The sequence below is a fragment of the Streptomyces sp. CA2R106 genome (assembly GCF_037034245.1).
In the GTDB taxonomy this organism is placed as follows: Bacteria; Actinomycetota; Actinomycetes; order Streptomycetales; family Streptomycetaceae; genus Actinacidiphila.
This window is the reverse complement of record NZ_JBAGKC010000018.1, coordinates 14,666-38,371: the sequence shown is the minus strand read 5'-3', so window position 1 is coordinate 38,371 and position 23,706 is coordinate 14,666. Positions and strand designations below refer to the sequence as shown.

Annotated in this window: 18 protein-coding genes and 1 pseudogene; 14 read left to right on the top strand and 5 right to left on the bottom strand. The window is 72.2% G+C overall.

Annotated features, from left to right (window positions below):
- Positions 1 to 10 precede the first annotated feature (10 nt).
- The gene (locus WA788_RS23450; RefSeq protein WP_335980483.1) at positions 11 to 868 is read right to left on the bottom strand and encodes an NmrA family NAD(P)-binding protein; all 858 of its coding nucleotides are present in this window, start codon (positions 866 to 868) and stop codon (positions 11 to 13) included.
- A gap of 45 nt (positions 869 to 913) precedes the next feature.
- The gene (locus tag WA788_RS23445; protein WP_335980482.1) at positions 914 to 1,522 is read right to left on the bottom strand and encodes a TetR/AcrR family transcriptional regulator; all 609 of its coding nucleotides are present in this window, start codon (positions 1,520 to 1,522) and stop codon (positions 914 to 916) included.
- A gap of 209 nt (positions 1,523 to 1,731) precedes the next feature.
- On the opposite strand from WA788_RS23445, the gene WA788_RS23440 reads away from it, so the two are divergent.
- From WA788_RS23440 to WA788_RS23410, 7 genes are all read left to right on the top strand, one after another.
- Positions 1,732 to 2,670 carry a DUF5996 family protein gene (locus WA788_RS23440; RefSeq protein ID WP_335980480.1) on the top strand — a complete coding sequence of 313 codons (939 nt, stop codon included), beginning with the start codon at positions 1,732 to 1,734 and terminating at the stop codon, positions 2,668 to 2,670.
- 65 nt (positions 2,671 to 2,735) lie between these two features.
- A complete protein-coding gene (locus tag WA788_RS23435; RefSeq protein ID WP_335980478.1) occupies positions 2,736 to 4,214 on the top strand; it encodes an aminotransferase class I/II-fold pyridoxal phosphate-dependent enzyme in 1,479 nt (492 codons plus the stop codon).
- 187 nt (positions 4,215 to 4,401) lie between these two features.
- Entirely contained in the window at positions 4,402 to 5,172 is a 771-nt protein-coding gene (locus WA788_RS23430) for a sigma-70 family RNA polymerase sigma factor (protein ID WP_335980476.1), read from the top strand.
- 395 nt (positions 5,173 to 5,567) lie between these two features.
- Complete coding sequence (gene qcrB / locus WA788_RS23425) at positions 5,568 to 7,196, top strand: cytochrome bc1 complex cytochrome b subunit (protein WP_335980472.1); 1,629 nt, start codon at positions 5,568 to 5,570, stop codon at positions 7,194 to 7,196.
- Between the two features lie 86 nt (positions 7,197 to 7,282).
- Positions 7,283 to 8,926 carry an aa3-type cytochrome oxidase subunit I gene (gene ctaD / locus WA788_RS23420; RefSeq protein ID WP_335980608.1) on the top strand — a complete coding sequence of 548 codons (1,644 nt, stop codon included), beginning with the start codon at positions 7,283 to 7,285 and terminating at the stop codon, positions 8,924 to 8,926.
- The gene (gene ctaF / locus WA788_RS23415; protein WP_335980469.1) at positions 8,923 to 9,318 is read left to right on the top strand and encodes an aa3-type cytochrome oxidase subunit IV; all 396 of its coding nucleotides are present in this window, start codon (positions 8,923 to 8,925) and stop codon (positions 9,316 to 9,318) included. Before ctaD ends, ctaF begins: the two co-directional genes overlap by 4 nt.
- A gap of 110 nt (positions 9,319 to 9,428) precedes the next feature.
- Positions 9,429 to 9,653 (top strand): hypothetical protein, encoded by a 225-nt coding sequence (locus WA788_RS23410; RefSeq protein ID WP_335980466.1) that lies wholly within the window; start codon positions 9,429 to 9,431, stop codon positions 9,651 to 9,653.
- A gap of 114 nt (positions 9,654 to 9,767) precedes the next feature.
- Here the strand turns inward: WA788_RS23410 and tkt are convergent, their stop codons facing one another.
- The 3 genes and pseudogenes from tkt to WA788_RS23395 form a co-directional block, all read right to left on the bottom strand.
- Entirely contained in the window at positions 9,768 to 11,984 is a 2,217-nt protein-coding gene (tkt, locus tag WA788_RS23405; RefSeq protein WP_335980463.1) for a transketolase, read from the bottom strand.
- Between the two features lie 198 nt (positions 11,985 to 12,182).
- Positions 12,183 to 13,401 (bottom strand): annotated as a pseudogene (locus WA788_RS23400) (pectate lyase family protein); the annotation flags it as partial.
- A 116-nt stretch (positions 13,402 to 13,517) separates the two neighbouring features.
- A complete protein-coding gene (locus tag WA788_RS23395) occupies positions 13,518 to 15,251 on the bottom strand; it encodes an RICIN domain-containing protein (RefSeq protein WP_335980461.1) in 1,734 nt (577 codons plus the stop codon).
- A gap of 605 nt (positions 15,252 to 15,856) precedes the next feature.
- Here WA788_RS23395 and WA788_RS23390 point away from each other — a divergent pair.
- From WA788_RS23390 to WA788_RS23360, 7 genes are all read left to right on the top strand, one after another.
- Positions 15,857 to 16,528 carry a GntR family transcriptional regulator gene (locus WA788_RS23390; RefSeq protein ID WP_335980459.1) on the top strand — a complete coding sequence of 224 codons (672 nt, stop codon included), beginning with the start codon at positions 15,857 to 15,859 and terminating at the stop codon, positions 16,526 to 16,528.
- A gap of 7 nt (positions 16,529 to 16,535) precedes the next feature.
- Positions 16,536 to 17,477: a dihydrodipicolinate synthase family protein gene (locus WA788_RS23385; protein ID WP_335980458.1), complete on the top strand. Its 942-nt coding sequence runs from the start codon at positions 16,536 to 16,538 to the stop codon at positions 17,475 to 17,477.
- Positions 17,474 to 19,225 carry an IlvD/Edd family dehydratase gene (locus WA788_RS23380; protein WP_335980457.1) on the top strand — a complete coding sequence of 584 codons (1,752 nt, stop codon included), beginning with the start codon at positions 17,474 to 17,476 and terminating at the stop codon, positions 19,223 to 19,225. The genes WA788_RS23385 and WA788_RS23380 overlap by 4 nt, the downstream gene beginning before the upstream one ends.
- A 129-nt stretch (positions 19,226 to 19,354) precedes the next feature.
- Positions 19,355 to 20,587, top strand: coding sequence for an extracellular solute-binding protein (locus WA788_RS23375; RefSeq protein ID WP_335980455.1), 1,233 nt, complete (start codon positions 19,355 to 19,357; stop codon positions 20,585 to 20,587).
- Between the two features lie 17 nt (positions 20,588 to 20,604).
- Positions 20,605 to 21,867 carry an ABC transporter ATP-binding protein gene (locus tag WA788_RS23370; protein WP_335980454.1) on the top strand — a complete coding sequence of 421 codons (1,263 nt, stop codon included), beginning with the start codon at positions 20,605 to 20,607 and terminating at the stop codon, positions 21,865 to 21,867.
- Positions 21,864 to 22,796 carry an ABC transporter permease gene (locus WA788_RS23365; RefSeq protein ID WP_335980452.1) on the top strand — a complete coding sequence of 311 codons (933 nt, stop codon included), beginning with the start codon at positions 21,864 to 21,866 and terminating at the stop codon, positions 22,794 to 22,796. Before WA788_RS23370 ends, WA788_RS23365 begins: the two co-directional genes overlap by 4 nt.
- Positions 22,793 to 23,671: an ABC transporter permease gene (locus WA788_RS23360; protein ID WP_335980450.1), complete on the top strand. Its 879-nt coding sequence runs from the start codon at positions 22,793 to 22,795 to the stop codon at positions 23,669 to 23,671. The genes WA788_RS23365 and WA788_RS23360 overlap by 4 nt, the downstream gene beginning before the upstream one ends.
- The last annotated feature ends 35 nt before the right edge of the window (positions 23,672 to 23,706 follow it).

Sequence of the window (23,706 nt, the reverse complement as noted above, 5' to 3'; positions counted from 1 at the left end):
GGTCGCGGGTTCAAACGGTGCCCGCGTCCGCGAACTGGTCGGCGACGGTGCGCGGTTCGCGGCCCAGCAACGTGCCGAGCAGCGGATCGACCGCCGCGAAGCGGCCTTCCCGGGCCGCCTGGAAGGTGGTGAGCGTCATCCGGGCCATCGCCTCCGGGGTGCCGGCGGCGGTCCGGGCCGCGATCCACGCCTCGTCGTCGGTGGTGACACGTGTGACCGTACGGCCACTGGCCTTCGACGCGAGGGCGGCGACGTCGTCGAACGTGAGGGCCTGACGCGCCGTCAGGGTGACCGGGCCGTCGACGGTCCGGTCGCCGGCGAGGAGGGCCGCGGCCGCCTCGGCGGCATCGGCCCGGTCGGTCCAGGACACGGGCCCGTCCGCCGGGGCGGTGATGGTGCCGGTCCGCTGCCACGGGCCGAGCAGCCAGGCCAGGCTGTGGGCGTAGAAGCCGTTGCGCAGCGCGGTCCAGGCGACACCCGAGGCCGCCAGGAGCCGTTCGGTGGCGGCGTGGTCGCGGGCCGGGGGGAAGGGGCTGTCGGCGCCGGCGCCCTGGTGGCTGGTGTAGAGGATGCGCCGGGCGCCGGCCGCGACGGCGGCCTCGATCCCGGCGCGGTGCAGTGCGACGGCGTCGGCGTGCGGGTCGTTGGAGGAGACGAGCAGGACCTGCTCGGCCCCGTCGAAGGAGTGGCGCAGCGCGGCCGGGTCCTCGTAGGAGCCCTGGCGCACGCGCACGCCCCGGTCGGCGAAGTGCCGGGCCCGCTCGACGTCGCGCACGCTGACGCCGATCCGCTCGGCGGGTACGCGCGTGAGGAGGTGCTCGACGGTGGCGCCGTTGAGGGCGCCGGTCGCGCCGGTGACGACAATCATGGGTTTCCCTTTCGTTTCCGCGGCGCGCCTGGCGCCCGGCCGGTGTCAGCTCGCGCGCAGGAGCGGCAGGAGGATGTCGTCGACGAGGTGCGCGACGAACGCTTCGTCGCAGGGCGCGCCCGCGACCACGACGCGGTGGACGATCACCGCCGGCGCGACCTCGGCGAAGAGCTCCGCGGCCCGGGGGGACAGCCGCTCGCCGTGCAGGGCCGCCCTGCGCAGCGGCTCGCCGGTCATGGCGGCCTCGTCCCGGCGCCGGATGCGCCGCATCTCCTCCGCGAGCCGGGGATCGCCGCGCATTCCGGCGAACAGCGCTCCCAGCAGGCCGATCTCCTGCTCGGCGATCTGGCGGCCCAGCCAGCCGACGAGCGCGAGCAGATCGCCGCGGAGGTCTCCCGCGGCGGGCTCGGGCGGCACGGCCGGCGAGCGGTACTCGACCGCGGCCGCGACCAGCGCGGCCTTGTCCCGGTGGCGGCGGTAGATCGTCGTCTTCGCCGCCCCGGAACGGCTCGCGACCGCCTCCATGGACAACTGCTCGTAGCCCACCTCGGTCAGCAGCGCCAAGGTCGCCTCGTAGATGGCCACGTTCCGGCTGCTGTCGCGCGGCCGCCCCGTCGCGCCCGCCCGGCCCGGACCGCCCGCTGCCTCCGCCACACCCGCTCCCCACTTTCGCTACGCTACCGTTGCGTATCGAAAGTACTCCGCCGCCGCCTCCCACGGCAACCCGTCCGCGCCCCGCCCGCCCCCTGGCCGGAGTTGCAGGGCTGCCTGGCGCTGCTCAGCATGGTGAGGAGTGGACCGCCGCCCGCCCGCCCCGCCGTCCGACGGCCCGTCCGGCCACCGCCGAGCGAAGGACCACCGACATGGCCACCACGAACCCCCGCCGAGCCGTACCGCCGTGGCCCCGGCTGCGGGTCGCGGACTGGGAGGACACGCGCGAGACGCTGCACATGTGGGTCCAGATCGTGGGCAAGGTCCGGCTGGCTCATGCGCCCCTGCTCAACCACTGGTGGCAGGTGACGCTCTACGTCAGCCCGCGCGGGCTGACCACCTCCGCGGTGCCCTGCGGCGGCGAGGTCTTCGACATCGAGTTCGACTTCGTGGACCATGTGCTGCGCCTGCGCAGCAGCGACGGCGGCCTGCGCACCGTCCCCCTGGAGTCGATGCCGGTCGCGGAGTTCGCCGCGCGCGTCAGCCGGGCGCTGGAGGAACTGGACCTGCACACCACCATCCAGGACCACCCCAACGAGGTCGAGCCGGCGATCCCCTTCTCGCAGGACCACCGCCACCACACCTACGACCCGCGCGCGGCGCACCTGTTCTGGCGCCAACTCCTCCAGGCCGACCGCGTGATGGGCGCCTTCCGGGCCCGCTTCGCCGGCAAGGCCAGCCCGGTGCACTTCTTCTGGGGCGCCATGGACCTGGCGTGCACCCGCTTCTCCGGCCGCCGCGCCCCCCGGCACGCCGGAGGAGCCCCGAACTGCGGCGACTGGGTCATGGTGGAGGGCTACTCGCACGAGCTGAGCAGCTGCGGCTTCTGGCCGGGCGGCGGCGAGGAGGGCGCCTTCTACTCCTACGCCTATCCCGAACCGCCCGGCTACGCCGACCGCCGTGTCACACCCTCGGACGCCTTCTACAGCCGCGAGCACGGGCAGTTCCTGCTCCCGTACGAAGCGGTGCGCACCGCCGACGACCCGGACGCGGCCCTCACCGGCTTCCTCCAGAGCACCTACGAGGCCGCCGCGGACGGCGCCGGGTGGGACCGGGCGTCCCTGGAGGCCGACCCGGAGCGCTGGGGGTAGGCCGTCCGGTGGATGTTGCGGCCCGCTACCGCTTGGCGGGGCGGGCGCGGGGCAGGGGGGACCGTATGGACCACTCACAAGCGCCGGTGCTGGAGGCCGTGGCGGCGTACCACGCCGAGGGACAACTGCCGTTCACCCCGCCGGGGCACAAGCAGGGCCGCGGCGCCGACCCGCGCCTGCGCGCGGTGCTGGGGGAGGAGGTCTTCCGCGCGGACGTCCTCGCGACCGGCGGGCTGGACGACCGCACGTCCTCCGGGCACGTCCTGCTGCGCGCCGAGGCGCTGATGGCCGACGCCGTCCGCGCCGACCACACCTTCTTCTCCACCTGCGGCAGTTCGCTGTCGGTCAAGGCCGCCATGCTCGCGGCCGCGGGCCCGCACGAGAAGCTGGTCGTCAGCCGCGACGCGCACAAGTCCGTGGTCTCGGGGCTGATCCTGGCCGGCATCCGCCCGGTGTGGGTGGAGCCCCAGTGGGACCCCGGGCTGCACCTCGCCCACCCGCCGTCCCCCGCGTCCTATGAGGCGGCCTTCGAGGAACACCCGGACGCCCGGGGCGCTTTGGTGACCAGCCCGACGCCGTACGGGACGACCGGCGACCTGGCGGAGATCGTCCGGATCGGCCACGCGCGGGACCTGCCGGTGATCGTCGACGAGGCGTGGGGCGCGCATCTGCCCTTCCACCCCGACCTGCCGACCTGGGCGATGGACGCGGGCGCGGACCTGTGCGTGACGTCCGTGCACAAGATGGGCGCCGGCTTCGAGCAGGGTTCCGTCTTCCACCTCCGAGGCGGCCGGATCACGCCCGCGACCCTGGCGGCGCGCGCGGACCTGCTCGGCACCACCAGCCCGTCGGTGCTGCTGTACGCGGGGCTGGACGGCTGGCGGCGCCAGATGGTCGAGCAGGGAGCCGAACTGCTCGACCGGGCGCTGACGCTGGCCTCGCAGGTCCGCGCCACCGTCGAGGGCATCGACGGCCTGCACGTCCACGGGCGGGACGACTTCTGCGGCCCCGGCCGCGGCCACGACCTGGACCCGTTGCAGGTGTTCGTCGACGTCTCCGGGCTCGGCGTGAGCGGCTACCAGGCCGCCGACTGGCTGCGCGCGCACCACCGGATCAACCTGCACGTGTCCGACCACCGCCGGATCAGCGCCCAGTTCACCCACGCCGACGACGCCGGGACCGCCGACCGGCTGGTGGGCGCGCTGCGCGACCTCAGCCGCCGGGCCGGCCGCACGGAGGGCCTGGAGCGCGACCACCGGCAGGTGGCGGTGCCCGCGCCGGAGCGGTTGCGGCTGGAGCAGGCGATGCTGCCGCGGGACGCGTTCTTCGGCCCCGTCGAGTCCGTGCCGAGCGAGGCCGCGGCCGGCCGGGTCGTGGCGGAGATGCTCACGCCCTACCCCCCGGGCATCCCCGCCGCCCTGCCCGGCGAGCGCCTGGACGAGGCCGTGGTGCGCTACCTGCGCACCGGTGTCGCCGCGGGCATGGTCGTGCCCGACGCCGCCGACGGCTCCCTGGGCACGATCCGGGTGGTGGCCGACAGCTGAGGGGGCGGCGCACCCCGTGGCCGTCCGGGGCGTTACGGCCGGTCGGCCGTTTGGCCCGGGGCACAGCGGTTAGGCGTCGGAGTGTGCTTCGGAACGGCAGGCGCACGAGGCCGTGGACAGCCCCCCGCGCTGCCCGCGGGCCCCCGCCGAGGGGCCGCCACTCCCCGCCGTCCGAAGGATGCGTCTCATGCGCCAGCGCCGTTCCGCCACCCCGCACGAGGAGCCGGCCGAGTCCGCCGACCTGCTGCGCCGCCTGTCGACCGCCGGGCCCGAGCAGCGCGAGGCGCTGCGCGAGCGGCTGGTCGTCGTGTGGATGCCGATGGCCCACCGGCTCGCCGGGCGCTATCGCGGTCGCGGCGAGTCGCTGGAGGACCTGCGGCAGGTGGCCGCCCTGGGCCTGGTCAAGGCGGTGCGCCGGTACGACCCGGTGCGCGGGCACGCCTTCCCGAGCTTCGCGGTGCCCACGATCGACGGCGAGCTCAAGCGCCACTTCCGCGACTACGTCTGGAGCGTGCATGTGCCGCGCGCCGTGAAGGAACTGCGCGCCCGGGTGCGTACGGCCTGCCGTGAGCTCGGCACGGACGACCCGGGGGCGGTCGCCGCGCACACCGCGCTGCCCGAGGGCGCGGTGCAGGAGGCGATCGCGTCGATGGACGAGTTCTCCACCCTGTCCCTGGACCACCGCGTCCACGACGGCACGGCCACGCTCCACGACGTCGTGGGTGCCACCGACCCGGCGTTGGAGACGGTCGAGCGACGGGAGGCGGTCCGGCCGGGCATGGGCGCGCTCACCGAGCGTGAACGCATGCTGCTGTACCTGCGCTACTTCAGGGACATGAAGCAGGCCGACATCGGGGAGCTGCTGGGCATCTCCCAGATGCACGTCTCCCGGCTGCTGAACGAGATCTGCGCGACGCTGCGGGCGGGCATGTCGGGGGAGGCGCCCGCCGCCGGGTGACTGCCGGCACACGCCCTGTACGGCGCCGCTGTCCGCGGCGCTCCGCCGTCACCCCCGGTCGGCGGTCGCCCCGGCGTGGAGGTGCTCGAGGGCGTCGAGCACGACGGTGCGCCGGTACCAGGACTTCCAGGCCGCGGCGTCGGCGGCCGGGGAACCAGGGGCCGTCGGGCGGGGGAGCGGGCGCGGTGGTGACGGCGGAGGCGAGCGACCTTCCCGTGTGGAGCGCGCTGTGGCAAACGGCGCGCGGGCCGTCGGCCGCGCGGCCCCGGCGACCGGGTGAACTCGCCGCGCACATCCGCCCATTCGGGGTATCCGGCGGTCCGGCGCCGGTGGGCCGGGCGGATACACCTGGTCCCATGTCCGTCGGCGAGGGCGGAGAAGGGAGCGGGTGGCGGATGACTTCGGGCGGGCGCCGGAACGGCAACCACACGTCGGCGCGGGAGACCGCGCTGACCGGCGTCGCGGTGCTCGACCGGCGCCTTCCGCTGGCGGAAGGCGCCAAGTCGCTGCTGCGGAAGGCGTTTCCGGACCACTGGAGTTTCCTGCTCGGCGAGTTGGCGCTCTACAGCCTGGTCGTCCTGGTCCTCACCGGCACCTGGCTCACGCTGTTCTTCCAGCCGGGCACGAAGCAGACGCCGTACCACGGTTCGTACCCGCCGCTCGACGGCCTGCCGGTCTCCGCCGCCTACGACTCGACCCTCCACATCAGCTTCGAGGTGCGCGGCGGCCTGCTGATCCGTCAGATGCACCACTGGTCCGCCCTGGTCTTCGTCGCCGCGATCGGCGTCCACCTGCTGCGGAACTTCTTCACCGGGTCCTTCCGCCGGCCGCGCGAGATCAACTGGATGATCGGCGCGACGCTGTTCCTGCTGGCGATGCTGGAGGGCTTCTGCGGCTACTCGCTGCCGGACGACCTGCTGTCCGGAACGGGGCTGCGCACCGCGAACACCATCGTGATGTCGATCCCGGTGGCCGGCACCTACCTGGCGCTGCTGCTGTGGGGCGGCTCCTATCCGGGCACGCTGCTCAACAGCCGCCTCTACATCCTGCATGTGCTGTTCCTGCCCGGGGTGCTGATCGGGCTGGTGACCGTCCACCTGGTCCTCGTCGTGTACCACAAGCACACCCAGTGGAGCGGGCCCGGGCGGACCAACCGCAATGTCGTCGGGCAGCCGATGTTCCCGCAGTTCATCGCCAAGACCGGCGGGCTCTTCCTGCTGGTGACGGGGGTGCTGGCGGTGCTGGGCGCCCTCGTCCAGATCAACCCCGTATGGGAGTACGGCCCCTTCCGCGCCGACCAGGTGAGCACCGACGCCCAACCCGACTGGTACGTGGGGTTCCTGGAGGGCGCGCTGCGGTTGATGCCGCCCTGGGAGAGCGCGGTCGGCGGGCACACGGTCATGTGGAACGTCCTGCTGCCGGCACTGGTGCTGCCCGGGCTGCTGTCCGCGGTGCTGGTCGGCTATCCCGTCTTCGAGCGCTGGGTGACCGGCGACCGCGGCGAGCACCACCTGTGCGACCGGCCGCGCGACCGCCCGTTCCGCACCGGCCTCGGCGTGGCCGCGATCGTCTGGTACGCGGTGCTCCTGGCGGCCGGCGGCAACGACGTCAGCGCGTACGCCTTCCACCTGTCGGTGAACGCGCTGACCTGGATCTTCCGGGTCGCGGTGTTCGCCGGCCCGGTGATCGCCTTCGCCGTCACCCGCCGACTGTGCCTGGCCCTCCAGACGCACGAGCACAAGGCCCTCACCGAGGGCGTGCCGACCGGCGACGTCGAGCAGACCGTCTACGGCGGGATGCGGCCGGTGCACGTACCGGCCGACCCCGTGCGGCGGTACCGGTTCGTCGTACGCGACCTGCCCCGGCCGGCGCCGCCGCCCGACGACGGGGCACCGTACCGGGCCCGGCTGCGGTCCGCCCTCAGCCGCTGGTACTACACCCGCCGCGTGGAGCTTCCCGCGACGGCCGAGGAGCGGCGCCGCGCCGACGAGGCGCTGGCCGACCCCGAACGGAGGCAGCGGTGACACGCACCGGCCAAGACCCCGCGAAGGCGCGGACGGACGGGGACCTTCAGCCGCCGGCCGAGCAGCCGGCGGACCGGGGCAGCACGCTGGGCAACCGCCTGCTGAACTACGCCACCACCACCGACCACAAGGTCATCGGCAACATGTACATGGTCACGGCGTTCTGCTTCTTCCTGTTCGCCGGGCTGCTGGCGATGGGGATGCGGGTCGAACTGGCCCGGCCCGGACTCCAGTTGTGGAGCGCCGAGCAGTACAACCAGCTGGTCACGATCCACGGCACGATCATGATGCTGCTGTTCGCGACACCGATGTTCGCCGGGTTCGCCAACGCCGTCATGCCGCTCCAGATCGGCGCCCCCGACGTGGCCTTCCCCCGGCTGAACGCGCTGACCTACTGGCTCTACCTCTTCGGCGGCCTCGTCGTCGTCTCCGGCTTCGCGGTGCCCGGCGGCGCGGCGGCCTTCGGCTGGTTCGCGTACGCGCCGCTGAACAGCGCCATCGACTCGCCGGGCACCGGCGCCGACCTGTGGGTCATGGGACTGGTGCTGTCCGGGCTGAGCACCACCCTCGGCTCGGTGAACTTCGTCGCGACCATCGTGTGCCTGCGCGCCCCGGGCATGACCATGTTCCGGATGCCGATCTTCACCTGGAACATCCTGTTCACCTCGATCCTGGCGCTGCTGGCCTTCCCCGTGCTGACCGCGATCCTGCTGGCGCTGGAGGCGGACCGGAAGTTCGGCGCCCATGTCTTCGACGCGGCCAACGGCGGCGCGATCCTGTGGCAGCACCTGTTCTGGTTCTTCGGCCACCCCGAGGTCTACATCGTGGCGCTGCCGTTCTTCGGGGTGGTCACCGAGATCATCCCGGTCTTCAGCCGCAAGCCGGTCTTCGGCTACATCGGCATGGTCGGCGCGACGATCGCCATCACCATGCTGTCGGCGACCGTCTGGGCCCATCACATGTTCGCCACCGGCGCCGTGCTGCTGCCGTTCTTCTCCCTGATGTCGTTCCTGATCGCCGTGCCCACCGGGGTGAAGTTCTTCAACTGGATCGGCACGATGTGGCACGGCACGCTCTCCTTCGAGACGCCGATGCTGTGGTCGGTGGGCTTCCTGGTGACCTTCCTGCTCGGCGGGCTGAGCGGGGTGCTGCTGGCGTCCCCGCCGCTGGACTTCCACGTGACCGACAGCTACTTCGTCGTGGCGCACCTGCACTACGTGCTCTTCGGGACCGTGGTCTTCGCGATGTTCGGCGGGTTCTACTTCTGGTGGCCGAAGTGGACCGGCCGGATGCTGGACGAGCGGCTGGGCCGCATCCACTTCTGGACGCTCTTCACCGGCTTCCAGACCACCTTCCTCGTCCAGCACTGGCTCGGCGAGATGGGCATGCCGCGCCGGTACGCCGACTACCTCGCCCAGGACGGCTTCACCACGCTGAACACGGTCTCCTCCATCGGCGCCTTCCTGCTGGGACTGTCCACCCTGCCGTTCCTCCACAACGTCTGGCGGACCACCCGGCACGCGCCGAAGGTCGACGTCGACGACCCCTGGGGCTTCGGCCGCTCCCTGGAGTGGGCGACCAGCTGCCCGCCCCCGCGCCACAACTTCCACACCTTGCCCAGAATCCGGTCGGACTCGCCGGCGTTCGACCTCCACCACCCCGAGGCGCTGCCGGCCGGCTCCGCCCCCGGCACCCCCACCCCCGACACGTACCAGGAGGCCGGCGCGTGAGGAGCGAGGCGTACCTGTTCGGCGGAGTCGCCGGCTTCTTCCTGGTCACCGGCGTCGGCTACGGGTGGTGGTCGCGGCAGGAGCCGGCCGGCACGGCCGCGCTGGCCGTCGCCTTCGTCATGGCGTCGCTGATCTGCTTCTTCTTCACCCAGAACTACCGCCGGCGCGGCGCCCGGCCCGAGGACCACCGGGACGGCGAGATCGCCGACCGGGCCGGCCCGCTCGACTTCTTCCCCGCCCGCAGCCCCTACCCGCTGGTCACGGCGACCGGCGCCGTGCTGTGCGCGCTGGGCATCGTCTTCGGGCTGTGGCTGTTCCTGCTCGGCCTGGGCACCCTCGCCTCCGGCGTCGGCGGGATGGTCTTCCAGTACGTCCACCGCGGCGAGGAGTAGCCGCGCCCGTACCGTCCGCCGATCCGTTTCCACACATCCCCGGCGCCATGCATCAAACCACACCGAACGGACACCCGAGCGGCAGTCCATCGTCCATGTGAGGAGCGATCATGATCGTCGAGATGCTCTACGACAAGGGCCTGCGGGCCGACCACTGCTACGACGCCGCCCTGGTGTCGGTCGGACTGGCTCTCGTGTCCTGGGCCACCTCCGTCAAGACGGAGTCCCACGGCGTGGAGCGAGCCGACCGCTGGGGGATCTTCGTCGGGGAGTGGGCCCCCACCTTCTTCGGACTCGGGCTGGCGCTGGCGCACCACGAGAAGAAGAAGACCTGACGCCTGCCGGACGGGCTCGGGCCGCGGACCGGGGGATGCTCCCGGTCCGCGGCCCGCGCGCGGGGCGCCCCCGCCGTTTCACCTGCCGGTCCACCGCCATGCGGCGGCGGGCGCCTACGGGCGGTCGCCGGTCCCTCCTTCGGTGGGGGCCGAGGTGTGCTGGTGGCCGCCGGGGCGGATCGCGCCCCGGCTGTCGTCGATGCTGTCGCGGGCGGCGGCGGCGACCGCTTCGGGGGTGATGCCGAACTCGCTGTACAGCCGCTGGTAGGCGGCGGAGGCACCGTAGTGCTCCAGGCTGACCGTCCGCCCCGCGTCGCCGACGATCTCCCGCCAGCCCTGCGCCACCGCGGCTTCGACGCTGACCCGGGCCCGCACCGAGGGCGGCAGCACCGAGTCCTGGTAGTCGCGCGGCTGGTCGGCGAACCACTCCCGGCACGGCATCGAGACCACCCGCGCCGCGATGCCCTCCTCGGCCAGCAGCGCGCGGGCCTGAAGGGCGATGTGGACCTCCGAGCCGGTGGCCACCAGGATCACCGCCGGCTCCGCTCCGCCGGCCGGGTCCGCCAGGACGTAACCGCCGCGGGCCGCGCCCCGGGCCGGGGCGTGCTCGCCGCTGTCGCGGTCCAGGACCGGCAGGTTCTGCCGGCTGAGCACCAGTCCGGCGGGCCGGTCGGTGCGCTCCAGGATGGCCTGCCAGCAGACGGTGGTCTCGTTGGCGTCGGCGGGCCGGACGACATGCAGGCCGGGGACGGCGCGCAGCGCCGCGAGGTGTTCGACCGGCTGGTGGGTGGGGCCGTCCTCGCCCAGGCCGATGGAGTCGTGGGTCCACACGTACGTGGTGGGCAGCTGCATCAGCGCGGCCAAGCGTACGGCCGGGCGCATGTAGTCGGAGAACGTCAGGAAGGTGCCGCCGTAGGGGCGGGTCAGGCTCTGGAGCGCGATGCCGTTGAGGATCGCGGCCATGGCGTGTTCCCGGATGCCGAAGTGCAGGGTCCGCCCGTAGGGGCCGCCCTTCCAGTCCTTGGTCTGGCGGTCGGGCGGGACGAAGGACGGTTCGCCGGACATGGTGGTGTTGTTGCTCCCGGCCAGGTCGGCCGAGCCGCCCCACAGCTCCGGCAGGACCGGGGCGAGCGCGTCGAGCACCTTCCCGGAAGCCGCCCGGGTGGCCATCCCCTTGGCGTCGGCGGGGAAGACCGGCAGCACATCGGTCCAGCCGTCCGGCAGCTCCTGCCGCTGCAACCGGTCCAGCAGCGCGGCGCGCTCCGGGTGGGCCTGCCGCCAGGCCGTGAACGTCTCGTCCCATGCCGCGTGCGCCTGCCGGCCGCGCTCGGCCGCCCGCCGGGTGCGGGCCAGCACGCCGTCCTCGACGGTGAAGTGCGCCTCGGGGTCGAAGCCCAGCAGCTTCTTCGTGGCGGCCACCTCGTCCTCGCCCAGCGCGGAGCCGTGCGCCTTGCCGGTGTTCTGCTTGTTCGGGGCGGGCCAGCCGATCAGGGTGCGCAGCATGATCAGCGACGGTCGGCCGGTCTCCTGCCGGGCGGCCCGGGTCGCGGCGAGCAGGGCGTCGACGTCCTCGACGTACTCACCGGTGCCGGTCCAGTCGACGGTCTGCACGTGCCAGCCGTAGGCGGCGAACCGCGCGGGGACGTCCTCGCTGAAGGCGACGTCGGTGTCGTCCTCGATGGAGATGTGGTTGGAGTCGTAGAAGACGGTGAGATTGCCCAGTTCCTGGTGGCCGGCCAGGGAGGCGGCCTCACTGGTGACGCCTTCCATCATGTCGCCGTCGGAGGCGACGACGTAGACGTGGTGGTCGAAGGGGCTGGTGCCCGGTTCCGCGTCCGGGTCCAGCAGGCCCCGTTCGCGGCGGGCCGACATGGCCATGCCGACCGCGCCGGCCATGCCCTGGCCCAGCGGCCCGGTGGTGATCTCCACACCGCGGGTGTGGCGGTGCTCGGGGTGGCCGGGGGTGGCCGAGCCGAAGGTCCGGTACGCCTCCAGGTCCGACAGCTCCAGTCCGTAGCCGGCCAGGTACAGCTGGATGTACAGGGTCAGGCTGGAGTGCCCGCAGGACAGCACGAACCGGTCCCGCCCCAGCCACTGGTCGTCGGCCGGGTCGTGCCGCATGACGTTCTGGAACAGCAGGTAGGCCAGCGGGGCGAGGCTCATCGCGGTGCCCGGGTGCCCGTTGCCGACCTTCTGCACCGCGTCGGCCGCCAGCAGCCGGACGGTGTCCACCGCCCGCACGTCGACCTCGTCCCAGCCGGCCCGCTCCGCCACCGGGAGCGCCAGGGACCTGTCGCGTCCTGCCGTGCCGTCGGACTGTGCACTCGCCATGCCGTCGCTCCTTCGTCGGGTGGGGTCGAGCCGTGCCGGGCGCTGGCGCAAGGGCTCCCGTCCCCTACGGCTAACCGCACGCGGCCGCCTCAATCACCGAAACGCGGGAGTGCACCGGGACGGCGCCTTCCGCAAGCAGCGGCGGACGCCGTTCCACCGGGCCGCCGCGCCGCGTGGAACCTGGCGGAACCGCGGCTGCGGCGGCCCGGACGGACCGGGGATCGTGCTGCTATCCGGCGTGGGTCCCGTACCCGTCCACCTTCGGCGTGCCGGTCGCGCCGTTCGGTGACCGGTAGCCCGAGCAGGTGCCGTCCGACACCTTCATCCCCTTGCCGGCGCCCGCGGTCTGGTCGACGATGTCCGGCACACAGGAGGCCGGGTCGAGACTGTAGGAGTAGGGGATGCTGACCGTGGTGTCGGACTGCGGGTCGGGGCCTGCGGGATGGTTCTCGTCACTGTCGGCGGACCAGGTCACGTCGTCGTAGATGTTGCCGCTGACCTGCCAGTAGCCGAGCTCGTTGGTGTAGAAGGTGCCCAGGACGTCGTGGGAGTCCTGGAAGTAGTTGTTCTCCACCTTGATGTGCGCCCCGACCCGGGAGTTGATGCCGGACTTGCCGAGGTTGACGAAGTAGTTGTCGTAGGTGTGGACGGTGGCGCCGCGATCCAGGGGCGTACGCGAGCCGATGTTCTCGTACAGGTTGTGGTGGTAGGTGATGTACTGGCTCGAGGTGTCGCTGTCCGTGTGCCCGACGAGGCCGGCATGGTCGATGTCGCGCATGATGCTGTAGGAGAGCGTCACGTACTGGGTGTCGTTCTTCAGGTCGAAGAGGCTGTCGTACCCCTGGTCCTCGGTGCACAGCGGGCATCCCGACGCCTCCAGGGTGACGTGGTCGACCCAGACGTTGTGGACGTCGCTCTCCATCCCGATGGCGTCCCCGCCGTTGGACGTGGGCGAGCCCGGTGACTTCTTGACGTTCTCGACGGTCACGTTCTGGATGATGATGTTGGAGGCCTCGCGGACGTGGATGCCCAGCTGGTCGAAGACGGCTCCGCCGCCGACCCCGACGATCGTGATGTTGCTGACGTTCTTGAACTGGATCGCGTCGTCCTCCGTGTCGCAGCTGCTGCCCGAGACCTTGCTGGTGTTGCCGTGGTCGATGGTTCCCTCGACCTCGATGGTGATCGGGGTGCTGCTACTGGCTCGGCCGCACAGTGCCGCGTTGATCTCGGTGCCGGTGGTGGCCCGCACCGTCTGGCCGCCCGCACCGCCGGTCGTGCCACCGTTCTGGGTCGCGTAGCCGGTGGCGCCGCTGCCCGCTGCCGACGCCTCGGGTGTCGACAGCGTCACCATGGCCGCGGCCCCCAGGGCCATCGTGGCCAGTGCCGCGGAAAGCCGCAGTGCGACTGGTCGTCTCATCGTCGTTACTCCGTTCGTCTTCCGTTGCCGGACGTTGCCGCCGGTGTCCCGTGCCGCTCCGCCGCGGGAGCGGCACGGGAGAACCGGGGATGTGCGACGGATCTGCCCGAAGGGCGTTACGGCGTCACCTGCCGGCCGCCGAAGGTCACGACGAGGTGGCCGTCCGAGGCGAACGACCAACCCAGAGCGCCGTCGTAGGAGGCGCACCCGGAACCGTTGGAGCCGGCCCAGAACTGGTCGGAGCTGTCGGTGTCTCCGACGACCTTGTCGTTGCTGCCGTCCCCGTCGAACCGGCAGGAGGTGTCGTTGCGGAACTGGGAGTTGCCGCTCTCCCAGTGGAAGTTGCGTTCGGCGTTGTCGATGCTGACGTCGTCGGTGATGGTCATGTCGCCGGGGTTGCTGTTGTAGGTGAACCCGTCATGGCCGTTGTGGTAGGCGATGTCGCGCACCGCGACGTTGTCCACGGCGATCTTGTCGCCGCCGAGCTTGAAGCCGTTGCGGTCGCCGTCCGGGGTCGCGGTGCCGTCGGAGAGGGTGCCCTGGTCGTAGGAGAGCGAGTCCTCGATGGTGACCGGGCCGATCGGTCCGGTCTCGGTCTTGGCGTACAGGTCCCAGCCGTCGTCGCTGTTGTTGTGGGACACGTCGTAGCGGAAGACGTTGCCCGTGCCCACCGTGAGTTTCGCGGCGAAGCCGTCGGCGTTCTCGCCTGAGGAGTCGGCGTTGTCGTGCGACTCGGCGCTGATGACGAGGTTGTCGGACGGCCACTGGTCCTGGGGAGTCGTGGAGTCGATCCGGGAGATCTGCAGTCCCGTGTCGCGGTTGTAGCGCGTCACCGTGCGCTCGATGACGTTGTGGCTGCCGCCGACGAAGATGCCGTTGTCGCCGGCGTGCTCGACGACGATGCCGTACACGTGCCAGTACGACCCGTCCACCTCGAGCCCGCGGTTCGTCGACGCCTCGCTCTGGGCCGAGAAGTCCAGCACCGGGGTCTCACCCGGATAGGCGGACAGCAGGGTGGGGGAGCCGGCCGTCCCGTTGTCGCCCTGCGGGATGGTGACGGTCTGCGCGTAGTCGTACGTCCCGCCGCGCAGGTAGATCGTCCCGCCGGAGCTGACGCGGCCGACCGCCGAGGCGAGCGTGGTCGGGTCCGACTCGGTTCCGGCGGCGTCGGAGGTGCCGTCCGGTGCTACGTACAGCGCACCGGACGCCGGCGGGGTGGAAGGCGGCGTGGTCGTGGGGCTCGGCGAGGTCGTCGTCGGTGTCGGGCTGCCGGTCGCGGTCAGCGTCCACTGCTTCGTGGAAGCGCTGTCGCAGGAGTTCGTCTGGACCAGGGCCCCTGTCGCCGTGGAGTTGTCCTTGAGGTTGGCGCACTTGCCGCCGCCCGCGTTGACGACCTGGTAGCCGCCGCCGGCGGCGGTCAGCGTCCAGGTCTGGCCGGCCGCTCCCGTGCAGGTCTCCTGCTCGATCGGCGCACCCGCGTTGGTCCTGGCGCCCTGGACGCCCACGCACAGCCCACTGGAGACCGAGGCGATCTGGTACCCGCCGCCGGCGGCGGTCAGGGTCCACTTCTGGCCGTCACCGCCGTTGCAGGTGCTCTGCTCCAACTGCACGCCGGTGGCTTTGCTGGAGCCGGGCAGGTCCAGGCAGAGCGAGCTGCCGGCGTTGGTCAGCGTGTAGGTGCCGGGGCCGGCGCCGGTGGCCGCCCCGGCGGCCCCGGCGGGCGTCGAGGCCAGCCAGGCGGCGGCCGCGGTCGCCACGGCCGCCCCGCCGGCGATCGCGGCGACCATGCGCCGACGTGTTCGCCGGTGCCGGGGCCTGCGCCCCGGCGTGAGTCCGTCTGCTGCGCTCATGGAGTGACTCCGTTTCATCGGTACGGAAGGGACCCCCATGGAGAACCGCAACACTGGTGGCGCGGAGGTGGCAGGCGCGGCGGACCGGCAGGCGACATGACCGGTCCGCCGGTGGTGCTTCCGGACGTCCCGGCACCGGTGGACCCCGCGTGCGCCCGACGCTGCTCGCCGCACACATCCGCGGCAGCAGACCACCCCCGACCCGGAGGCCGGCGGTCGTACGGTTACGGCTCGTCGCCCGGCACGGTGGGGGGAGCGGGCCGGGTGCGGTCGTGCGTCACGTCCGCAGACGTGGCGGAAGATCACTCCTCTGGTACGTCATATACGACGTATCGAGTAGCACCGCCGAACGTACGAGCGTGCCCAGGACGTGTCAAGGCACCGCGCACCGGTCTTCCGTGGGTCGCAAGTCGAGGCGCTGGATGCGTAGATCGGCCATATGCCGCCTTTGAAGGGGGACTTCGGGGCACCCGAGGTGAAACGTGCCCGCACCCTTGACCGTCCCGGACGGCGCCCTTAAATTCTGGAACGTCATATATGAGACGCCGTAGGGGTCCTTCGGTTCTCGCACCCACCGCCCCGATCGCACCACAGGAGCCCGCACAGTGGCCGATATCCTTGCGCCGCACGGCAGTCCACGATCCGGAGTACTGCCGCCCTCTCGTACCGAGGCGGTTCTGGAGTCCATCAAGCACGCGATCCTGACCGGAGAACTCACGCAGGGTCAGGCCCTGGTGGAGGCCGAACTGGCCGAGCGGATGGGGGTGTCCAAGACCCCGGTGCGAGAGGCGCTCAAGACGCTGGCAGGCTCGGGCCTGGTGGTGATGCTCCCTTACAAGGGAGTCACCGTCCGCCGCGTGGACCAGGCGCTGGCCCGCGCGGTGTACGACATGCGTCTGCTGCTGGAACCGGTGGCGGCCGGCCGGGCCGCCCTGTCCGGCCGGGCGCTGGAGGAGGCCGGCAGCGCGCTGGACGCCGCCGACCGGGCCGAGGACGCCGCCGACAGGTCGCTGGCCAACCGGGCCTTCCACCGCGCCCTGTACGCGGGCTGCGGCAATCCGCTGCTGGTGAAGGCACTGGACGATCTGCGGGACCAGACGGCGCTGGTCTCCAGCGCGGCCTGGGCCCGGCAGCCGTCGTGGGAGCAGGAGGCCCGCGAACACCGCGAGATCCTCGCGGCTTCCCGGGCCGGGGACTCCGACCTCGTACGGACCTTGATGCGCGGCCACATCAGCGCCTTCGTGGCCCGCAACTTCCCCGAGAGCGAAGCGGAGTAGGCCACAGATGACCGTGGACACGCATGACAGCACGACGTCCCTGGACGATCTGCGCGGCAGACTGTCGACGGTGGTGGCCATCCCGGTCACGCCCTTCCACCGGGACGGCAGCGTGGACTGGGACACCCACGCGGCCCTGATCCACCGCCTGGTCGGCAACGGCGTCGAGGTGGTCACCCCCAACGGCAACACCGGCGAGTTCTACACCCTCACCGCCGCCGAGACCCGGCGGGCCGTGGAGTCGACCGTGGCGGCGGTCGCCGGCCGGGCCGAGGTGGTGGCCGGCGTCGGGCTGGACATCGCCGGCGCGGTCGCGGCGGCCCGGCACGCCCGGGACGCCGGGGCCGGCTCGGTGATGGTGCACCAGCCGGTGCACCCCTACCGGTCCGTCGAGGGCTGGATCGACTACCACCGCGCCATCGCCGACTCGGTGCCCGAACTGGGCGTGGTGCTCTACGTACGCGACCCGCGCGTCTCCGGGGCGCAGATCCGTACCCTCGCCGAGCACAGCCCGAACGTGGTCGCCGTCAAGTACGCCGTCCCGGACCCGGTGCGCTTCGCCTCGGTCGCGCGGGACGCCGGGCTGGGGCGTTTCGCCTGGATCGCCGGCCTCGCCGAGCTGTCCACGCCCGGCTACTGGGCGGTGGGGGCGACCGGTTTCACCTCTGGCCTGGTCAACGTGGCGCCGCGGTTGTCCGGCGCGCTGCTGGACGCGCTGCGCGCCGGCGACTTCACCGGGGCGATGGCGGTGTGGGAGACCGTCCGCCTCTTCGAGGAACTGCGGGCGGCCGACGCGTCGGCGGACAACGTCAGCGTGGTCAAGGAGGCGCTGGCCCAGCTGGAGCTGTGCGGATCGGCGGTCCGGCCGCCGTCCCGGGTGCTGCCCGACGACGTGCGGACGAAGATCGCCGGGCTGATATCCGCCTGGCGGGAGGGTGGTTGGCTGTGAGCGACGACGCGACCGGGCAGGTCACGCTGCGCAGCGCCGCGTGGTTCGGGCAGGGCGCGACCGGCGGCGAGCTGCGCGCCTTCAGCCACCGCTCGCGGATGCGCCAGCTCGGCTACCTGCCCGAGGAGCACCTGGGCAAGCCGGTCATCGCGATCCTGAACCCGTGGTCGGACATCAACCCCTGCCACATGCACCTGCGGGAGCGTGCCGAGCAGGTCAAGCGCGGGGTGTGGCAGGCAGGCGGGTTCCCGCTGGAGTTCCCGGTCTCCACCATGTCGGAGACCTTCCAGAAGCCGACGCCGATGCTCTACCGCAACCTGCTGGCCATGGAGACCGAGGAGCTGCTGCGGTCCTACCCGGTGGACGGCGCCGTGCTGATGGGCGGCTGCGACAAGACCGTGCCGGCCCTGCTGATGGGCGCCACGAGCGCGGCGCTGCCGGCGCTGGTCGTCCCGTCCGGGCCGATGCTGCGCGGCCACCACCGCGGCCGGACGCTGGGCAGCGGCACCGACCTGTGGTCGTACTGGGACGGGCACCGGGCGGGCCGGATCGACGAGTGCGAGATGGCCGGGGTCGAATGCGGGCTGGCCCGCTCGCCGGGCCACTGCATGACGATGGGCACCGCCTCGACCATGACGGCCGCCGCCGAGGCGCTGGGCCTGGCGCTGCCCGGTTCCTCCGCCATCCCGGCCGTGGACAGCGCCCACCACCGGATGGCCGCCGCCTCCGGGGCCCGGGCCGTGGCGCTGGTACGTGAGGGGCTGACGCCGGCGAAGGTACTCACCCGGGACGCCTTCGAGGACGCCGCCGCCACGGTGCTGGCCCTCGGCGGCTCCACCAACGCGCTGATCCACCTGATCGCGATGGCCGGCCGGGCCGGCGTCGCGCTCTCGCTGGAGGACTTCGACGCCATCGGCACCCGGGTGCCGGTGCTGGCGGACGTGCGGCCGGTCGGCGCGCACCTGATGGAGGACTTCTACTACGCCGGCGGCCTCCCGGCGCTGCTGGCCCAACTGGCCCGGGTCCCGGGCGCGTTGCACCCGGACCGGATGACCGTGACCGGCAGGCCGTTCTCCTCCTACTACGCGGACGCCGAGATCCAGGTGCCGAAGGTGATCCGCACCCCCGAGGACCCGGTGGCGTCCGAGGGCGGGGTCGCGGTGCTGCGCGGCAACCTCGCACCCGGCCGGGCGGTGATCAAGCACCTGGCTGCGGACCCGAAGCTGCTCACCCACACCGGTCCGGCCGTGGTCTTCGACTCCTACCCGGAGCTCAAGCGCCGGATCGACGACCCGGCGCTGGGCATCACCGCGGACACCGTGCTGGTGCTGCGCGGCGCGGGACCGCTCGGCGGGCCCGGCATGCCCGAGTACGGCATGCTGCCGATCCCCGCGTACCTGCTCGAACGCGGGGTCGAGGACCTGGTGCGGATCTCCGACGCCCGGATGAGCGGCACCAGTTACGGCACCTGCGTCCTGCACGTCGCCCCCGAGTCGCACGCGGGCGGCCCGCTCGCCCTGGTGCGCACCGGGGACCTGATCACCCTGGACGTGCCGAACCGGCTGCTGACCCTCGAGGTGGACGACGAGGAGCTCCGCCGCCGCCGCGCCGCCTGGCAGCCGCCCGCACCCCGTTTCGAACGCGGCTACGGCGCGCTCTACGCCGAGCACATCACCCAGGCGGACGCCGGCTGCGACTTCGACTTCCTGGCCCGGCCGGGATACGACCCGGCACCCGACCCGCACTGAACCACCCGGCCCCGCTCCGCATCGCTGTTCGGACCCTCTTGTACCGGCTCCACCCGGGAGGTTTTCCCACCCCCGGTCCCCGCACGTCAGCTGCTCGTGACCTGTACCCGACGAAGGGCCGCAATCGTCATGTCCGAGTTCGACGGAAATCTGTCCCGCCGCCTGCTGATCGGCGGCATGGCCGCCGCCTCGGCCGCCCCCGTGCTGGCCGCCTGCGGCTCCCCGAGCAGCGGCGGCAGCCCCGGCAAGACCGCCGCGGCCGGCACCCTGGCCACCAAGCCGTCCAAACCCGTCACGCTGAACATCCTGGACGTCGCGGGCAACCTGGCGCTCACCAAGCCGATCATCGACGCCTTCAAGGCCCAGCACCCCGACGTCGTCTCGCACATCACCACCACCACCGGCACCGCCCCCGACCTCGCGCCGAAGGTGCAGGCCCAGCAGCAGGCCGGCAACGTGCAGATCCAGCTGGTGCTGACCGGGACCGACGGCCTGGCAGCCGGTATCCAGAAGGGCCTGTGGTACGACCTCAAGCCGTACTACGACCGCTTCTTCCCCGGACTGATGGCCGGCTACAACGGACCCGCCGCGTCCATGGCGACCCTCGCCCAGGACCAGGGCATCGAGCTGGTCACCACACCGGGCGGCCCGCTGCTGGAGTACGACCCGGCCAAAGTGACCTCCGTGCCCACCACCACGGACGCCCTGCTGGAGTGGGCCAAAGCGAACAAGGGCAAGTTCCAGTACGCGCAGCCGCGCAACTCCGGCCCCGGCCGCACCCTCCTGATGGGCCTGCCGTACCTGCTGGGCGACTCCGACCCCAGCGACCCCACCAACGGCTGGTCCAGGACCTGGGCGTACCTGACGGAGCTGAACAAGTACACCGCCCCCTACCCGCCCAAGACCTCCACGGTCATGACCAACCTGGCCCAGGGCACGGTGCACGTCATCGCCAGCACCATGGGCTGGTACATCAACCCCCGGGCCCTGGGCACGGTGCCGGCCGGCATCAAGGCGGCCAGGTTCGACAACCTCACCTGGGTCACCGACGCCCAGTACGGCGTCATCCCCAAGGGCGTCTCCGACGACGAGCTGATCGCCACGATGCGGCTGCTGGCCTTCGCCCTCACCCCGGACCAGCAGGCCGTCACCTACGACCAGGGCTACTTCTACCCGGGCCCCGCGGTCAGGAACGTGGCCCTCAGCCAGGCCCCGGCCGCCTCGCGGACGACCCTCCAGAAATACGGCGACACCGAGTTCGACGGCTGGATCTCGAAGTTCCCGGCCAAGAACTCGCTGCCCGCCACCGCCCAGGTCACCGCGTTCGACCTGTGGGACAAGAAGATCGGCTCGACCAAGTGAGCACGGTGACCCCTGGCATGAGCCCACGGAAGGCCCCTCCGCCGGCCGCGGAGGCGCGCAAGCGCTCCGGGTCCCAGCTCGACGAGTTGCGGCTGCGCGGGGTCAGCCGCGCCTACGGCGGGCACCTCGCCCTGCATCCGCTCGACCTGACCATCCGCGGCGGCGAGTTCGTCGCCCTCCTCGGTCCCTCCGGATGCGGCAAGACCACGGCGCTGAACTGTCTGGCCGGACTCCTCCCGCTGACCGGCGGCGAGATCGTGCTGGACGGGAAGCGGGTGGACACCCTGCCGCCGGAGAAGCGCGGATTCGGCATGGTGTTCCAGAACTACGCCCTCTTCCCCCACCTGACCGTGCGCGCCAACGTCGCCTTCGGGCTGAAGATGCGCGGGGTCGGCAAGCAGGAGACGCGGGCGCGGGTGGCCGAGGTGCTGCGCCTGGTCCGGTTGACCGACCACGCCCACAAGCACCCGGGCCAGCTCTCCGGTGGACAGCAGCAGCGGGTCGCGATCGCCCGCGCGATCGTGATGGAGCCGCCGCTGGTGCTGATGGACGAGCCGCTGTCCAACCTGGACGCGGCCCTGCGGCTCCAGATGCGCAGCGAGATCCGGCGTATCCACCAGGAGTTCGGGCTCACCACCCTGTACGTCACCCACGACCAGGAGGAGGCGCTGTCGCTGGCCGACCGCCTGGTGGTGCTCCGCGAAGGCCGGGTCAGCCAGGTCGGCACCCCCGCCGAGCTGTACGAGCACCCCGCCGACCCGCACGTCGCCGCGTTCATGGGCTACCGCAACCTGCTGCCGCTGCGCGTCGCCTCGGCCGACGCCGCCGGCGCCGTCGCCGAGGGGCGGGGTCTGCGGCTGCGCGGCACCCCGGCCGGCGCGCGGCCGCCGCAGGCGGGGCAGGACGTCGTCGTCGCGATCCGCCCCGAGGACCTGCGGCTCGCCGTGGCGGGCGAGCGGCCGCTGAGCGAGGCGGTCGCCGAGATCGTCGAGTACCACGGCCGGGTGCTGCACGTGGAGGCCGTCACGCCGGACGGCGACCGGCTGTACTTCACCGCCCATGAGCAGGTCCGGCCGGGAGAACCGGTGTCCCTCGCCGTCGACCCGGAGCGCGCGCTGATCTTCCCCGCGAAGGACGGTCCGGCCGCGGAGAACGGTGCGCCGGCGGACCGGGACGGCGAGGCCCGCGCGGCGGCGGGCACGGCGGACGGAGCCGCCGGCCGGCCGGGTGAGCACGGTGGAGAGCCCGACGGGCAACCCGGGGCGGAGGGCGCGTCATGACCGCCCCGGTCCCCGAGGTGACCGCCCCCGCCCCGGGCCCGCCCGGCCCGGCGGCCAAAGCCGCCCTGCGCCACCGCCTCGCCGAGCGGGGCGTGGACCGGATGCTGCTCCTGGTGCTGCCCGGCGCGCTCGCCGTCGTCGCGCTGTTCTGCTACCCGTTCCTGTACGGGCTCCAGTTGTCGTTCCAGCCCTCGCACGGCGGACCGCTGGGCGCGTACCGGCACTTCTTCGCGGACCCCTTCGCCCGCAAGTCCATCTGGGCGACCTTCTCGCTGGCGATCCCGGCCGCCCTGATCAACGTCGGCGCGTCGGTGCCCATCGCGTACCGGATGCGCCGCGACTTCCGCGGCAAACGGCTGCTGCTGGCCCTGCTGGTCGTGCCGATCACGCTGGGCACGGTGCTCACGGCGGAGGGCATCCTGGAGTTCTACGGTCCCTCCGGGTGGTTCAACCGCACCCTGCACCTGCTGGGGCTGGCGGACTCGCCGGTCCGTCTGACCATGAACTACACGGGGGTGCTGCTGTCCCTGATCATCAGCGGCTTCCCCTTCGCCTACCTGCTCACCCACTCCTACCTCTCCGGCATCCACCCGAGCCTGGAGAAGGCCGCGTCCACCCTGGGCGCCGGCTGGTGGCAGCGCTTCCGCCACATCACCTTCCCGCTGCTGCTGCCCGGCCTGATGACCACCTTCTGCCTGACGTTCGTGATGGCCTTCGCCGTCTTCCCCTCCGCGATGATGGTCGGCGACCCCGACGGCAAGACCCACGTGATCTCCATCGAAGCGTACGAAGCCGCCCTGCAGCGCTTCGACTACGCGCAGGGCTGCGCCGACGCGATGATCATGACGGTGCTGATGTTCGCCGTCCTGGGCGCGGTCACCGTCGCGCGCTCCCGTCTGTACACCGGAACCACCGGAGGCAAGGGATGACCGCCGTACTCAGTTCCCCGCCCGCGTCCACCCCGGCGCCACCGGCACCCGGCCGGCGCCGGATCGTGCTGCGGCCGGGCACCTGGCTGACCTGGGCGGTCCTGGCGTTCTTCTTCGTCAACCTGCTCGGCGTGATCGTCACGGTGCTGCTGAACTCCTTCGGCCGGGCCTGGTTCGACCACTGGCTGCCCAACGGCTGGACCGGCCACTGGTACAGCGACGCCTGGAAGGAGTTCAGCCTCGGCCAGGTGCTCGGCACCACGCTCGAGGTGACCCTCGCGGTGGTGGTGGTCTCGCTCGTGCTCGGGGTGCCCGCCGCGTACGCGCTGGCCCGCCGGTCCTTCCCCGGGAAGAGGCTGCTCACCACCCTGTTCGTGCTGCCCATCCTGGTCCCGCCGATCGCCTACGGCATCCCGCTGGCCACCGTGCTGTACAAGTTCCAGCTGGCCGGCTCCGTGACCGGCGTGGTGCTGGCGAACCTGGTGCCGTCCATCCCCTTCGTGGTCTTCACGATGACGCCGTTCATCGAGCAGATCGACCCGAAGATCGAGCACGCGGCACGGATGTGCGGCGCCTCCACCTGGACCGTGCTGACCCGGATCGTGTCGCCGCTGCTGCTGCCCGGCATGCTCGCGGCCGGCATCCTGGTACTGGTGCGCACCTTCGGCATGTTCGAGTTGACCTTCCTCACCTCGGGGCCGACCAGCCAGACCCTGATCGTGGCGCTGTTCTCCGCCGTGAACTCCGCCGGCATCCGGGCCACCCAGTCGGTGGACGCCATGGCCGTCCTCTACACCGGCTCGATGGCGGTCCTGCTGCTGATCGCGCTGCGCTTCGTCAACCCCACCCAACTCGTCGCCCGCTCCCACGACTGACCGGCCCCGCCACCATGAACCCCGCTCACCCACGG